This window comes from Acinetobacter terrestris, from assembly GCF_004331155.1.
Lineage (GTDB): Bacteria > Pseudomonadota > Gammaproteobacteria > Pseudomonadales > Moraxellaceae > Acinetobacter > Acinetobacter terrestris.
Map to the genome: position 1 here is coordinate 1 of NZ_SJNZ01000014.1, position 14,738 is coordinate 14,738.

Annotated in this window: 18 protein-coding genes and 1 pseudogene; 3 read left to right on the forward strand and 16 right to left on the reverse strand. The window is 40.1% G+C overall.

All coding sequences use genetic code 11. The features are described from left to right. Positions 1 to 142 (reverse strand): transposase (locus E0H81_RS09160; RefSeq protein WP_165492612.1); only part of this gene is annotated, 142 nt, incomplete at its 3' end. Between the two features lie 217 nt (positions 143 to 359). Between E0H81_RS09160 and E0H81_RS09165 the strand changes: the two genes are divergently transcribed. Next, positions 360 to 1,061 carry a DUF1003 domain-containing protein gene (locus tag E0H81_RS09165; RefSeq protein ID WP_131269228.1) on the forward strand — a complete coding sequence of 234 codons (702 nt, stop codon included), beginning with the start codon at positions 360 to 362 and terminating at the stop codon, positions 1,059 to 1,061. Between the two features lie 50 nt (positions 1,062 to 1,111). Here E0H81_RS09165 and E0H81_RS09170 read toward each other — a convergent pair whose 3' ends face one another. The 4 genes from E0H81_RS09170 to E0H81_RS09185 form a co-directional block, all read right to left on the reverse strand. Further along, positions 1,112 to 1,813 (reverse strand): VIT1/CCC1 transporter family protein, encoded by a 702-nt coding sequence (locus tag E0H81_RS09170; RefSeq protein ID WP_131269229.1) that lies wholly within the window; start codon positions 1,811 to 1,813, stop codon positions 1,112 to 1,114. A 152-nt stretch (positions 1,814 to 1,965) separates the two neighbouring features. Further along, positions 1,966 to 2,841 (reverse strand): MBL fold metallo-hydrolase, encoded by an 876-nt coding sequence (locus E0H81_RS09175; RefSeq protein WP_131269230.1) that lies wholly within the window; start codon positions 2,839 to 2,841, stop codon positions 1,966 to 1,968. A 2-nt stretch (positions 2,842 to 2,843) separates the two neighbouring features. Beyond that, positions 2,844 to 3,260 (reverse strand): YeeE/YedE family protein, encoded by a 417-nt coding sequence (locus E0H81_RS09180; RefSeq protein WP_131269231.1) that lies wholly within the window; start codon positions 3,258 to 3,260, stop codon positions 2,844 to 2,846. Continuing rightward, the gene (locus E0H81_RS09185; protein ID WP_131318366.1) at positions 3,261 to 3,677 is read right to left on the reverse strand and encodes a YeeE/YedE family protein; all 417 of its coding nucleotides are present in this window, start codon (positions 3,675 to 3,677) and stop codon (positions 3,261 to 3,263) included. 111 nt (positions 3,678 to 3,788) lie between these two features. Between E0H81_RS09185 and E0H81_RS09190 the strand changes: the two genes are divergently transcribed. Further along, positions 3,789 to 4,100 carry an ArsR/SmtB family transcription factor gene (locus tag E0H81_RS09190; RefSeq protein ID WP_131269233.1) on the forward strand — a complete coding sequence of 104 codons (312 nt, stop codon included), beginning with the start codon at positions 3,789 to 3,791 and terminating at the stop codon, positions 4,098 to 4,100. A 4-nt stretch (positions 4,101 to 4,104) separates the two neighbouring features. Here the strand turns inward: E0H81_RS09190 and E0H81_RS09195 are convergent, their stop codons facing one another. Beyond that, positions 4,105 to 4,467 (reverse strand): YidH family protein, encoded by a 363-nt coding sequence (locus tag E0H81_RS09195; protein ID WP_131269234.1) that lies wholly within the window; start codon positions 4,465 to 4,467, stop codon positions 4,105 to 4,107. 321 nt (positions 4,468 to 4,788) lie between these two features. Then, positions 4,789 to 4,980: pseudogene (locus E0H81_RS16185) on the reverse strand (hypothetical protein). 439 nt (positions 4,981 to 5,419) lie between these two features. Between E0H81_RS16185 and E0H81_RS09210 the strand changes: the two are divergent. Then, complete coding sequence (locus E0H81_RS09210; protein WP_131269236.1) at positions 5,420 to 5,626, forward strand: hypothetical protein; 207 nt, start codon at positions 5,420 to 5,422, stop codon at positions 5,624 to 5,626. Positions 5,627 to 6,390: 764 nt separating this feature from the next. On the opposite strand, the gene E0H81_RS09215 is transcribed toward E0H81_RS09210, so the two are convergent. The 9 genes from E0H81_RS09215 to E0H81_RS09255 all read right to left on the reverse strand — a co-directional run bounded on the left by E0H81_RS09215 (position 6,391) and on the right by E0H81_RS09255 (position 14,736). Then, positions 6,391 to 7,530: a GGDEF domain-containing protein gene (locus E0H81_RS09215; protein WP_244926527.1), complete on the reverse strand. Its 1,140-nt coding sequence runs from the start codon at positions 7,528 to 7,530 to the stop codon at positions 6,391 to 6,393. 101 nt (positions 7,531 to 7,631) lie between these two features. Then, positions 7,632 to 7,847: a transposase family protein gene (locus E0H81_RS16330; RefSeq protein WP_268916193.1), complete on the reverse strand. Its 216-nt coding sequence runs from the start codon at positions 7,845 to 7,847 to the stop codon at positions 7,632 to 7,634. 40 nt (positions 7,848 to 7,887) lie between these two features. Next, positions 7,888 to 8,106, reverse strand: a complete 219-nt coding sequence (locus E0H81_RS16335) for a transposase family protein (protein WP_131318370.1) — start codon at positions 8,104 to 8,106, stop codon at positions 7,888 to 7,890. Further along, a complete protein-coding gene (locus E0H81_RS15980; protein ID WP_171458590.1) occupies positions 8,096 to 8,356 on the reverse strand; it encodes a helix-turn-helix domain-containing protein in 261 nt (86 codons plus the stop codon). Before E0H81_RS15980 ends, E0H81_RS16335 begins: the two co-directional genes overlap by 11 nt. A gap of 617 nt (positions 8,357 to 8,973) precedes the next feature. Next, positions 8,974 to 9,573 (reverse strand): DapH/DapD/GlmU-related protein, encoded by a 600-nt coding sequence (locus tag E0H81_RS09235; RefSeq protein ID WP_131269239.1) that lies wholly within the window; start codon positions 9,571 to 9,573, stop codon positions 8,974 to 8,976. Between the two features lie 28 nt (positions 9,574 to 9,601). Further along, positions 9,602 to 10,543 carry a phenylacetic acid degradation operon negative regulatory protein PaaX gene (gene paaX / locus E0H81_RS09240; protein ID WP_131269240.1) on the reverse strand — a complete coding sequence of 314 codons (942 nt, stop codon included), beginning with the start codon at positions 10,541 to 10,543 and terminating at the stop codon, positions 9,602 to 9,604. A gap of 63 nt (positions 10,544 to 10,606) precedes the next feature. Further along, positions 10,607 to 11,899 carry a phenylacetate--CoA ligase PaaK gene (gene paaK, locus E0H81_RS09245; protein ID WP_131269241.1) on the reverse strand — a complete coding sequence of 431 codons (1,293 nt, stop codon included), beginning with the start codon at positions 11,897 to 11,899 and terminating at the stop codon, positions 10,607 to 10,609. Positions 11,900 to 11,959: 60 nt separating this feature from the next. Continuing rightward, positions 11,960 to 13,171, reverse strand: a complete 1,212-nt coding sequence (gene pcaF / locus E0H81_RS09250; protein ID WP_131318374.1) for a 3-oxoadipyl-CoA thiolase — start codon at positions 13,169 to 13,171, stop codon at positions 11,960 to 11,962. 11 nt (positions 13,172 to 13,182) lie between these two features. Beyond that, positions 13,183 to 14,736: a 3-hydroxyacyl-CoA dehydrogenase gene (locus E0H81_RS09255; RefSeq protein WP_131318376.1), complete on the reverse strand. Its 1,554-nt coding sequence runs from the start codon at positions 14,734 to 14,736 to the stop codon at positions 13,183 to 13,185. Positions 14,737 to 14,738 lie beyond the last annotated feature (2 nt).

Below are 14,738 nucleotides of genomic sequence, written 5' to 3' on the forward strand. Positions count from 1 at the left end.
TTCCGCCATATTTAGACTTCCACTTATAGAAAGTTGCGGTGCTCATTCCATGCTCACGGCAAAGGTTTGGAACAGGTGTTCCTGCTTCAGCTTGTTTCAAAATACTCATAATTAAGCTGTCTGAATATTTAGATATTTTCATAGAAAATCTCCTTAAATCAAGGGTATTCGATTTTCTACTTTTAAGTCCAATTATTTGCGGGGGGCATTACCTTGGTGTCTCTATCGTATAAAGAAATTGAACGGTGTCAGTCTTGCAAGAAGTCTGTGATCAACGCCTAACGTAATCTAAAGCTTATCAAGTTGTAAAACTATTAGACTGTTAGATTCCTCGGTTAATTCAAGGATACAAAGGCCTCATGAATGAAAAAAATAAATGTTATAAATGCATGGTTTGTGGAAAATATTATCCTATAAAAAATCTCATTCCGATGGGCACAGTACGCAAAGCCATTACAGAAGCAATTTCACAGGATTTTCCAGAATGGTCACCTCAAAGTTATATTTGCCAGGCTGATTTAACCAAATATCGAATAAAGTATGTTCATTCATTGTTAAAGTCTGAAAAAGGTGAAGTGACTGATCTTGAGTATGAAGTGATTAACAGTATGCAACAGCAGGAACTCATCACAAAAAATGTTGAAACCAAGCTAGATCAAAACTGGACTTTTGGGGAAAGACTGGCAGATAAAATTGCGTCTTTTGGGGGAAGTTGGTCCTTTCTGATTTGTTTTGCTATTTTTTTAGCAATTTGGATTATTGTGAATACGGTGGTGATGGTCTCACATCCTGCTGATCCTTATCCTTTTATCCTGTTAAATCTAATCCTGTCCTGTATAGCGGCTATTCAAGCACCAGTAATCATGATGAGTCAAAATAGACAAGAAGCAAAAGATAGATTGCGTTCACAAAATGATTATCAAATTAACTTAAAAGCCGAGCTTGAAATTCAACATTTACATGAAAAATTCGATCATCTTTTAATGCATCAGTGGGATCGACTGGCTGAAATACAAGAAATACAACTCGAGTTACTATCTGAAATGAGCAAAAAGAATTAGACAGGTTCATTCAACATTGCCATTCATTGTATTTATATACAAAAGATATCTTAGTTCACATCAACATGAAATAATGAGCCGATCCAAGCACTGAATAACATAGCGACAATTCCCCAAATCATAACCCGAACAGAACCTCTCCAAATACTCGCCCCACCGGCATAACTGGCCAATGCACCCATAATTCCGAGGCTTAATACCCCAATCAGCATGACACCTTTATCTAAATATTGTTCAGGCAGAAGTAGAATTGAGATTAAAGGAAATAATGAGCCTACAGAAAAGGCTACAGCAGAAGAAAATGCTGCAATAAGGGGCTGTGCAGATGTGTGATCTGAGATTCCAATTTCATCACGGGCATGAGCATCTAAAGCATTATGGGCCGTAAGTTGTTGAGCGACTTCTAGGGCTAAAGTGGGTTGTAGTCCACGCTGTATATAAATATTTTTTAATTCTTGTAATTCATGTTCAGGATGGCGTTGTAGCTCACGCGATTCCATATCAAGATCATTTTTTTCAATATCTTGTTGAGATTTTACAGAAATATATTCCCCAGCAGCCATCGAGGCTGCGCCTGATATTAACCCAGCAACACAAGACACTAATATAACAGGAGATGAAGCGCCACTGGCCGCGACCCCAACGACTAAACTTGTTACAGAAATAATTCCATCATTCGCTCCGAGTACCGCCGCCCGAAGCCAGCCGGCACGCTCAAAATAATGTTTTTCAATATGATAAGAATGGCGCATTATTTAATCTCTTTTGTTATCAATATCATGGTCATTAAATTTATTTAATCTTTAAATATAAAGTAAATTTAACATTAACAGCGGAGTTTTTAATTTATTTAGTGATAAAAATTAAACAAGAGATGAATGCTCTTGTTTAATTTTAAATATTTTTACTTTTTAAAGTAGTTTAGAGGAAGCTTCAGATAAGACACGCCATTTTCCTCGGGGATTGGGAACTGTCCACCCTTCATATTGATTTGAATCGAAGGCAGGATCAGCTTCGGCATGCCCAGTCCGGCATCACGCTGCTGACGCATTTCCACAAAATCGGTTTTACTGACACCATTATGTACATGAATATTATGCTGTTTCTGCATCTGAATAGTGGTTTCACACTGATACGCATGACGTGACTCAGGCAGATAGTCATGACACAGGAAGATCCGTGTATGCTCTGGTAGTTCAAACAGCTTCTGTACTGAGTCATACAGGATAGGTGCACTGCCCTTTGGAAAATCACAACGTGCTGTACCATAGTCCGGCATAAACAGCGTGTCGCCGACAAAAACTGCATCTTCAACCACATAGCTCAGGCAAGCAGGCGTATGCCCCGGTGTTGGTATGTTATAAACATCCAGCTCACCGATTTTAAAATGTTCACCATCTTCAAATAAATGATCGAATGGCTGATTGGCATTCACCTGCTTGAGATCCAGATGATAGATTGCAGCAAAGGTTTCCTGCACCACAGCGATTTTCTGGCTGATTGCAATTTTTCCGCCCAGTTCCTGTTTCAGATATTGGGCTGCAGTCAGATGATCTGCATGAACATGGGTTTCCAAAATCCATTCCACTTCTAAAGCCTGTGCTTTAACATAGGCAATGATACGATCTGCCTGTGTGGTTGAAGTGCTTGCAGATGCCGCATCATAATCCAGCACACTGTCAATGATGGCACAGCGCTTTGTCATTGGATCGGATACCACGTAACTGAAGGTATTGGTCGCCTCGTCAAAAAAATCCTGTACCAGTGGGTGTTTTGCCATGATTATTCTCCAGCCCATTTACGGTGCAGCAATACGCCAATCAACATCGCGATAATAAAATAGAAGACCTGGTAATGCCCCAGGCCGATCAAGGTGAAACTTGGTGCTGGACATACCCCAGCAATCCCCCAGCCGATACCAAACAACAGGCTGCCAATGATTAAACGTGGGTCAAGTTTTTGACTGGTGGGCAATACAATAGGTTCATTAAATACGGTTTTCGGTGCTACAGAACGTATGGCTTTTTGAAATGGAATAAATGCCACGGCAATTGCCCCCATCATCACAAAGGCCAGACTGGCATCCCAATCACCAAATAAGTCCAGAAAGTCGAGCACTTTTTCCGGATTCGACATGCCAGATAGCATCAGCCCTACAGAAAACAAACCACCAAAAATAAAAGCGAGCAAATTTTTCATTTAGAAAACTCCTGTAATATGGCGAATCATATAAACAGTGACAAAACCAGCAAACATGAAACTCATGGTGGCCACGATGGAACGTTTAGACAAACGACTGATCCCGCAAATGCCATGACCGCTGGTACAGCCTGAACCTAAGCGCGTACCAAAGCCGACCAAGAGACCCGCAATGATCATCATCAGCGGACTCGCATTCAATTCAATTTCTGGCTGAACAAACACTCCATAGATAAATGGCACCGCGATTAAGCCCGCCATGAACCAGATCGCAGGTGTTTTAAACATCGTTTTAGGATTCAGCACCTGTCCGATTAAGCCACTGATGCCTGCGATACGACCATGCACATACAGGTAACCGACCACAGCTACGCCAAGCAGTAATCCACCTAAAAATGCGATGAGAAAATCATGCATAGTAAATCTACTCATTTACAATATATAATTTTATATTATATAATAAATAAAAATATTCAAGTAGAAGTACTGATTATTTTGTATCTCATTATTGGTTATTAGGAGGCATTCATGAACACTGCTCAGTTAAAATCGCGAATAGACTTTTCACAAGTCGATCTTGTCAGTGATTGTCTGAAAGTTTTGTCAAACCCGGATCGTCTTAAAATTCTGTGTGTCCTGGTTGAAAGTGAACTCAATGTACAGCAAATTGAACTACGCACTGAAATCCAGCAACCGACCTTGTCACAACAATTGACTGTACTGAGAAAAGCAGACATGGTCAGCACTCGTCGTGAAGGTAAACAGATTTTCTATCAGGTCTCTGATCCTAAAGTGCTTACTCTTATGCAAACCTTATATCAACTGTACTGTGCGGTTTAAACAATCAATGTATCCAAAAAGAAATGATCAGCAGAAGTCCTGTCAGCAAAGTAAACAGGTTAAGCCAAACGGGATGCTGGGTGTGATAATCAGGCAAAAACTCTGTATGGGTTAATGATTTCAGTCCGGTACGGTATTGCTGAATCGATGCCAGACTAATCAGCATACCAAAGACAATCACAGCAATACCCAACCATTGACTATATACAATCTTATGTTGGTACTTCACAGGATCTACCAACTGAATCAATAGATTTGATTTTTCAATCACAAAACCAAAGCCGATCAGAGCCAAACCACTTCGGTTCCACGCCAAAGCTGTGCGCTCCAGAGCAAACAAAACCCGTGGATCTTCGAGATTTGACATATTTTTCCTTATAATTTAATAATTGATGCTGATTATTTTTAACGCTTAGACAAATAGAATTCAATGTCCTCAACTATAGTTTTGGCAGTTCTTGATCCCCTAATTAATGTTACAGATGCCACAAATGGCCAATCCTCGTATCGGGATAATCATAAATTTGAATTAATTAAAATATAGAAATTCTATACCTTGTTGAGGTGTAGCTCTGCCTATCATGTGTCCTTTAGAATCAAAAATATCAATAGTTCTTGGCTTAGTATTTGAACTTACATTTTGACTTGACTTGTGTTATTCATCAACTCAAACCATATCAAAAAATGGTTATTTAAAGTGTAATTGGTACTCATCAGCAGTGACTTTAATTTTGAAATTTTTATATTTTCTATCATTAGAACTCAGTGCTGATTTTGTAATTTATTCGGCAAATTCCGAGTCATTCATAAGGTGTGAAAATAGCTTGTAGCCTATTAGTATTTTATTAACCTCTTTATCTTCTTCTATAGCTTCCTCAATTCATTGGTCCGGCTCTTTGATTGAAATGATATTCATCAATAATATATAATGAGACGAAGAATATCCTACGTACTAACTGTTTTTTCTTCTATGAGTGTGGCAGTCTGCATAGCAAACTAAAGTACCTACCAAATCGTTGGCTATTCATATCTCACTTTTTCTTTTTATAGAAGATGATCAGTAGAACCGCAATAATAGCTAAGATTACAATAATTATAGTTATTTCCATAGCTTGACCTAAAAGACATAAATTTAATATTTCCATAATAATTTATATTAGTTCTTAATGTTTTACTAATTCGTTATGAAACTCTCAAACTCAGTAACAGGTAGACTTTTTAGCATTGAAGAGTCATGAATTGTTGAAAAATATCATAAATTAATCTTTTCTGAATTAATATGTTATAAAGATTTCTTAAAATTTTTCTCGAGAATAAAAATGCTAATTGAACTAAAAAAAGATTTTTTCCTTAATACTGCTTATATTGTTTCAGTAGAAATTGTCACCAATGAAACGGACAATTTTTCACTAATTGTTAAAAGCTTACCCAATAATCAGGGAAATAAAGGAATTATAAATATTGATTTTGATGACCATAAGACTGCCCAAAAAATGGTGGATAAAATCAAAAAAGCACTTAACTAGATCTTAGTTACAAGAATATTTGTAAATCAGTAATTATCAAATTGGTTCAGCCGTGACTCTAATTCATTTCCTAACGCTCATATAACCTTATTTAAAGTAAAAATAGGCAATAAAAAACCCCGGCATCCTGCCAGGGTTTTTAATATTTGGTTCGCTTGGTATAACTCCTGTCGTACCTGCCAATCCTTGTGCGATCTTTCTTATTCTTGTTATTTGGAACAGCCTGTTCTCTATGGCTTCATCATAGGAAATTTCTCATATCTCAACCAGCAGCAAAGGGACGAGATTGGTGTGAGCCAAAGCGTACAACGATGCCTAAAATTTGTCCTATGGTTATCCGCAGAAATTATGGATCTTTTTCAGATCCAGAAGCGTAGAAGCGTTATAATCTAGGCAAAAGATATCAAAAGGGGGTTTAAAATCCGATTTGAGGGTTTACGTCCATTTTTATAGAGTAAGTTTTTGAAATTTAATACTATTTTTTTGGTATTAGAATCCATTTAAAGTATCTATATTCTCACCAATAAAGATGTCAATCTGGCTCATTTTCTAGGTTGACAGGATTTTTAGCAAATCCCTTAAATAGACGTATGGATCGTTTCCATACAGTTTAATAATGGACAATATGGGAAGATGTTTAGCTCACAAAAAAGTGATGCTTCACTGTATGCTTACCATCAATTAAACAATTCAATTTGAGTTAAAATACCCCTCTTTCACACAATCTAAAAAGCACAACCTGAATTCATCTCTTTCTAAAAAATTTAATTAAAACAAACTCTATTTCGGCCATTATTTTTAGCATTGTATAAACGTTTATCTGCTATTTCTAGAGCACTCATTAACTGGGAATCTGCATCTATTCTGGCTGCCCCAAAACTTGCAGTAACTCGAATATGATTAATAAAAAAGTGATCTTCAATCGTTTTGCGTAAGCGTTCAACCAAAGCGAAGGAAGATTCTTCATCTGCACTTTGCAGTAATATAATGAATTCTTCTCCGCCAAATCTACCGGCAATATCACCTTGCCGAATGTTAGATTTTAATAGATCCGCAATTTCACATAAGATTTTATCCCCGACCACATGCCCCCACGTATCATTTATATCCTTAAAATTATCAATATCACACATCACCAGATAAACTTGACCGTGCTGCAATTCATTAAACAAGTCTTTGGTTTTTTCTAAAAAACCATTACGGTTATACAGCTTGGTTAAAGAATCTCTCAATCTTTCTTCGTTAATGATATCAAACCTTTCTTTTACCGCTACAGCCGAAACTATAATTGCAAACCACAGGCTGAGGAGAAGATTTACAGAAACCATCATCATCCACCATTCGGTTGTTACTAAGTTTACATATTGCACATTTTGAAGGTATACGATGACAATTAAAGTTCTAATAACACCATAAGTAAATAATAGAACATAACTAAAACATAAAAGCTTTTCTAAGGCGTAGGTTTTTTTAAATAACTCATATACTTTTGGAAGTGCTAAAGCTTCTAAGCATAAAATCACAATATTAATGATTACTATTCGTAGCCATAACTTCTCATCGAAGTGCGTAAAATATAAAAGCAAAGCCATACCTACTACAATCAGAGTGACGGCTACAAATATATTGGATTTTGAATTGGCTTTTAAGAGCATTCCATGCACAACTGCCCAAGCTCCACCTAAATAAAAAAGTGCAAACCATGGAGCAGTCAGCCTCAGCTGTGCATTTGTCATCAGTGTCTGTGAACCTAATGCTACTGATGGCAAAATACAACTCAGCCCCATCCACAATAAATATTTAGGAGCTTTAAACCATAGATGAGCAGCAATAAAAACAGCACCAATAAGAATTAAGCAAATTGGATAAACTAACAAAAAATACTGGGTATCTGGCAGATTCACGTACTGAATGACACCTAGGGACTGTGTGATTTTTATTCTAAATTGTTTAGCTAAAATTAATCAATAATTATTTATTTTTAATAATAAAAATTTTTCATAAATCATTTTTTAATCAGTTCCATGTTGTGAATTCCGGCAATTAAATTGTATCTCAAACCAAGTCTTTTCACTCTGTTTCGATAGCGTTCCGCAAAGATATTGAAAGTTTTTAGACTACCAAATATATGCTCAATTCCGATTCTTCTTTTATTGATCTCCTGATTATAGAGTTTGAGTTCAGGACCCAGTTTACAGTGTCTTTTGGCTTTTAATGGCAACAGGCTATTGGGATAAAAAGTATAAATTCCATGATAGCCTTTATCTGCGAGGATAAAAGACCCCTAAAGGAATCTGCTTTAAATTTCGTTTAAACAACTCGAAATCATGCACTGCTGCACCTCGACTGCTACATAAACTCAGTATTTGCTGAGTCTTGTAGTGAATCATAGCCTGTACTTTAAAGGTATGGGTCTTTTTCTTGCCGCTATAGCTTTTCTTCTGTTTTTTTAAGCCTTTGGATAGGAATTTATGTGGCATCCACGATCAGCACATTCCAGTCTATGCATTCACCTTTGGGCAAATTCTTCGGTAAATTAAACAGATTGGACTGAATCAGGCAATCTTCAACATGACGGAAAATTCTTAAGACTGTGGGCTCTGAAACCCCATAACTCTTAGCAACGTGAAATAAAGTTCGGTATTCCCGCCAATAGCTCAGACAGAGCAGAACCTGATCCTCCACACTTAACTCGGGTGGTCTGCCTTTAGCTGGAACATGCTTCTGCAATTGCTCAACCCTTAAATAGAAGGTTGACCATGAGATGCCGGTGTATCGCTTGAATTGAGGCTCAGAAAGCTTGTTTGAATCGATATATTTTATCCGCAGATTATGCACGAATGCTAAAAAATCTTGAGTACAAATATCGGGCAAAAGGATGATCGTTTTTTGATTTATGAAAGAGGTTTAATAAAATAGATCAAAAAAATATAATAGTCGGAAATGATAAAAAATCTTTCCGTATATATTTGAAATCAGAAAATACCAATAAATCACTCAGTATTCTTAAGTGTTTTCTTATAATTCTTTCTTTGTTTAATAAAAATATTTATCAGACATAATGATCAGCATCTATATTTATATTTAGCTTATGATGGTGAAAACCATCATAAACCAGACTTTTTATTGATGAGAATGTGGACACTTTAAATGGGTTCTAACATTTCTGACTCATGTAACGACCATTATGTTAACAAGGGTCTGTTGACATCTGCTATTTAAAAATAGCGAGAAAATAGAATTCAATAACTAAACCAAACCTACCTCTCGCGATGCCCCATACAATGCTGAATGATCAACAGTGGTTAAAGCCGAAAGCCTTACGGAGCAATGTTCCCATGGAAAAATTAACTATTTCCCTTCAATACATGTGCCGCATTAAATTCTTTATAAGTAAGTCGATCTGCTGAATCTTCTGACAAAGGCTCAATCTCATGCATAGATGAAAGGCAGCGTTCTGAGAGCTGGATATACTGTTCGGTACCCTTAGTTTTCCATGCAATTTCTTTAGCCTCCAAGCTACGGATCACTTTGGCTGGACTGCCGAGTGCCAGTGAATTTTCAGGAATCTTGGCTTTGGCTTTTACCGTGCTATTGGCACCAATAATAGTATTTTCGCCAATTTCTGCTTCATCCAGAATGACACTGTTCATTCCCACCAGCACATTTTTGCGAATAATACAGCCATGTAAAATTGCGCCATGTCCAATATGACCATATTCTTCCACTAAGGTCACACTGTCTGGAAAACCATGTATGGTGCATGAGTCTTGAACATTGGCATTTTTTTGAATACGAATTCCACCAAAATCGGCTCTTAAGGCCGCGAAAGGACCAATATAGACCCCGGCCTCAATCACGACATCACCAATCAGCACCGCAGTCGGATGAACATAAGCTTGAGGACTGACAACAGGGATCACACCATCTATGGCATAACAAGGCATCGTTTTATTCCTTTAAAATCTGATTGCTTTAATAGCTAATTTCTTCCTGCCGCAAACCACCAAAGCGTTTATAAAACTGCGGATGTACAGGCGGCATGGAGCCTTCTGAAGTTCGTGCGATATCCATAAAGAATTCTTCACCCGCAGCCACCACTGTTTGATACAAGTTACTGCTTAAGTTTCGAGCATTGATGGATAACCAGTTTGATGGCAATAATTCAAATGGCAGGTTTGGATCCTTTAATAAAATGCGACGATATTGATGAATCAGTAAAATTCGCAGTTGAAAAGCCTGTACCGGATCGAGCTCATCTTCATTTTCGACTAAATGAAAGAACTCTCTAAACACACCGATGAATTTTTCATAACGCTGATGCAACTCTTGAACCGGCCAATTCGTTTCTACCATGCGTTTCACGGTTGGATAAGATTCTTGCCATAACAGTAAAGCTTCTGCCTTAAATACCACCACCTGCTCTGTCATTTTTAAATTTAATAGCAAGTTTTGCAGTTTGTGGTGATCACAACCCGGGTAGGCCATGACATTGGTGGCAATATTGGCAAAACCTAGCCATTCCAGTTCTTTTTTGAGTAGCAATTTATTTTCCAGTTCAACCGAACTCAGCAGCACCAGATCCCATTTCTGGTCCCATTCCTGATGAGTAAAACTGTAAATTTTTTGGTCCGCCATAATGAAGCGCTGGCGGCTGCTTTCAGTCACCCGGTAATAACTGGTGCGGCCAATTTTTTCCGAGACCAGCCAGCCATTTTGAACCAGGCGAAACACGGCAGTACGAACGGATCTCTCGTTAAAACCAAATACGTCCATTAACTGAATTAAGCTGGCAAGACTGATAATACCACCGCGGTGAAAAATACAATCACCAAAGATAGTCATGATTAATGAAGTCCCGCTCAGTGCTTCATTGCGAATAAAGTCATCGATTATTTGTTTTAATTTCAGATTCATTTCGTTTAACTTTACCTTTTAAAGACTGGATGATAGACCATTTGGTTATCATCCAATAGAACTTCATGCAGACTTGCGGATATCAAACACACGTTGTGCCTTACCTTCAGAGCGTGGCAGACTGCCTTCTGGTAACACTTCCACACTCACACTAATACCCACCATAGTTTTAATCTGGCCCTTAAGCTGAGTCGCCAGCTGATGCGCCATAATATCACTACTATCTTTACGCATTTCGGTACGGATATGCAACGTATCCATATGTCCATGTTTACAAATATGGATTTGGTAGTTAGGGATGAGTTGCTGGATCTGTAAAATCTGTTCTTCAATCTGGGATGGGAATACATTCACACCACGGATAATCATCATGTCATCACTACGCCCGACAATTTTATCCATTCGGCGCATGGTACGTGCCGTGCCTGGTAATAAACGGGTTAAGTCACGGGTACGATAACGAATCACCGGCATGCCTTCTTTGGTAATGGTGGTAAAGACCAGCTCCCCCAACTCACCGTCTGCCAACACTTCACCTGTTTCAGGGTGAATGATTTCAGGATAGAAATGATCTTCCCAGATGGTTGGACCATCTTTAGATTCCAGACATTCCATCGCCACGCCGGGTCCCATGACTTCTGACAGACCATAAATATCCAATGCATTAATGCCCAGGCGTTCTTCAATCTCCTTGCGCATTTCATTGCTCCATGGCTCTGCACCAAATACACCGGTTTTAATCGAACAGTTTTTAGCGGTTCCAAATTTTTTCTCAAGCGCCTCAATAATATTCAGACAGTAAGATGGGGTGACCATCAATGCAGTCGGCTTAAAGTCATGAATTAGCTGAGCCTGACGTTCCGTCTGTCCACCTGACATCGGGATCACGGTTGCGCCTAAGCGTTCAACGCCATAATGGGCACCTAAACCGCCAGTAAACAGGCCATAACCATAAGACACCTGAATGATATCCTTGCTAGTCAAACCGGCTGCTCGAAGAGAACGCGCCACCACGTCAGACCAAACATTAATATCGTTCTGAGTATAACCAACCACTGTAGGCTGGCCAGTGGTGCCAGAAGATGCGTGCACACGTACAATCTGTTCCTGTGGAACAGCGAACATGCCAAAGGGATAGTTATCGCGTAAATCCTGTTTGGTGGTAAACGGGAATTTAGCCAGGTCTTCCAGTGATTTCAAATCATCCGGATGCACACCAGCATCATCAAATTTCTTTTTATAAACCGGACTGTTCTGATAAGCATGCTGCAGGGTATTTTTCATACGCTGAAGCTGGACACTGCGTAACTCATCAACCGATACTGTTTCAATTTTTTCCATTGCATTGTTATTCATATTCTTACTCCTGACGCAGTCATCCTGACCACGATTTATTTCATTAATAGAATGATGTTGTTAATCCATATTTTCTAGAATCAGTGCAACTCCCTGTCCTACACCAACACACATGGTACAGAGGGCATATTTTCCATTACGACGTTTTAGTTCATGCATGGCGGTAATCACCAGACGAGTGCCACTCATACCTAAAGGATGACCCAAAGCGATTGCACCACCATTCGGGTTAATTCTTGAATCATCATCTTGTAGACCCAGTTCACGAATCACTGCCAGTGACTGCGCGGCAAAAGCTTCATTCAGTTCAATCACATCCATCTGTTCCAGACTTAGGCCAGTCTGCTTCAAGACTTTCTGCACGGCTGGCACCGGTCCAATGCCCATATATTTAGCTTCAACACCGGCACTGGCTGTCCCGATCACTTTGGCTTTCGGACGTAAACCATACTGCTCGGCAAACTGCTGATTCCCGAGTAATACGCAAGCTGCACCATCATTGACACCCGAAGCATTACCGGCGGTGACTGAACCACCTTCTTTACGAAATGGTGTTTTTAAGGCTGACAGATTGTCCAGTGTCGTCTCTGCACGTGGGTGCTCATCTTGGGAAATGGTCAGGGTAGTTTTCTTCGAACCTTTGACCTCTACCGGCAGAATTTCTTCGGCAAAAATACCTTTCTGCTGTGCTACTGCTGTTTTCTGCTGGCTGTGATAGGCAAATAAATCTTGATCTGCACGGCTAATCTGGTATTTCTCGGCCACGTGCTCTGCAGTTTCCGGCATGCTGTCGACGCCAAACTGCGCTTTAAATTTTGGATTGATAAAACGCCAGCCAATCGTCGTGTCATAAATTTCTGGCGTACGGCTGAAGGCCGTGGTTGGCTTAGACTGCACAAAAGGGGCACGGCTCATGGATTCTACCCCACCAGCCAAAATAAATTGTGCTTCACCCGATTTGATAGCACGTGTTCCCAGTCCAATGGCATCCAGACCTGAGGCACATAAGCGGTTCACGGTGAGCGCTGGAACAGATTCAGGTAGTCCTGCGAGTAAAGCCGCCATACGAGCCACATTACGGTTATCTTCACCGGCCTGATTGGCACAGCCTAAAATGACTTCGTCCAGTTCTGCCCATGGCAATGCAGGATACTGATCTTTGAGATATTGAATCGGTAGCGCTGCCAGATCATCGCTACGGATACTGCTCAGTCCACCGGCGTAGCGTCCGATCGGGGTGCGTATTCCATCAAAAATATAAACCTGTTCCATGATTCTTCCTTTTAGCCCGCGACGCGTAATGGTTGCTGCTGAGTTTTCTGTGCATGTCCCTGCACCGCTTTCTTTGCTAAATATATACTAGTTCTATAGCGATCTTCACCATAAACATGATACATATTTTCTAAAATTTGTAAAATTGTGTAATATCCAATTCTATCTGCCCAATCAAATGGACCACAAGGATAATTCACACCATATTTCATAGCAGAATCAATATCTTGTTCTGATGCAATATCATGCAAAACGGCTTCACACGCTTCATTCACCAGCATGGCGATACTACGTATAACATAAAGACCTGGATGGTCCTTAGACCAAATTGGTATCACATTCATACCTATTAGGAATAGTTCTGCCGCTTGACGCTGTTCTTCACTACAAGCCGGTGATGCCACCACTGGAATCGCCTTAGCATTGCTCCAGTCTGCATGCCAGTCCATCAACACCACCGGGTCATGCGGATAAGCCAGTTCAACCGACTCTCCAAGCGATAAACGCAAGGAAAGATCACCAATCAGGATTTCATTCTGTTCTGCTACCTGAAAACTCAGTTCCACATGAGATGCCTGTTTTAAACGTTCAATCAGTGCTAATGAATGCAGCCATTCACCTTTTACCGTGACTTTGAGCTTATTCAGCAACTTGGCATAACACACTGGCAATTCATACACTGGTGCAGGCTTGGCCTGAGCGTAATCATAAAAACCCTGTCCAGACTTGCGGCCGTAACAGCCGGCATCGACCAGTTCTTTTTGAATCAAGGATGGGCGGTAGCGTGGCTCATAGAAAAACTCCTGATAAACACTTTGCGTGACCGAGAAATTCACATCCTGACCAATCAGATCCGTGAGTTCGCACGGTCCCATGGCAAAGCGGCCACATTCGCGCATGATGTAATCGAGCTGTTCCGGTGTAGTGGATTTTTCCTGCAGGGCGCGAAAGGCTTCGGCATAATACGGTCGCGCGACACGATTGACGATAAAACCCGGGGTAGATTTGGCTCTGACTGGAACTTTGTTCCAGCCCTTCATTAGCTCAAATACAGCATCTGCAATAGTTTCTGAGGTTTTCAGTCCGCGGATAATCTCGACCAGTTTCATCACGGGGGCCGGATTAAAGAAATGCAGCCCAATCACCCGTTCCGGATTCGGAATAGCCGAGGCAATTGCGGTAATCGAAATCGATGAGGTATTGGAAGCAAAAATCGTCTGTTCCGTGCAAATGGCAGCAAGCTGTTGAAACAGGTTTTGTTTCACTTCTTTCTTTTCGACAATGGCTTCAATAATTAAGCCCGCATCGGCAAGCTGCTGAATATCCTCTGCCACAATCAGATTGGCGAAAGTACTTTCCAGCAATTGCTGGGTCATTTTGCCATTCTGTACGCGCTTACTGAGCTGTGCCTCTAAAGCAGTTAAGGCACTCTGAACTTTGCTGCGATCGAGGTCAAACACATAAGTCGGATGCCCGTGCATGGCCGCCAGTTGCGCAATCCCGATGCCCATGGTTCCAGCACCGATCACAGCAACTTTGACGTGTTCCAAATTGATCTGTTGCATGA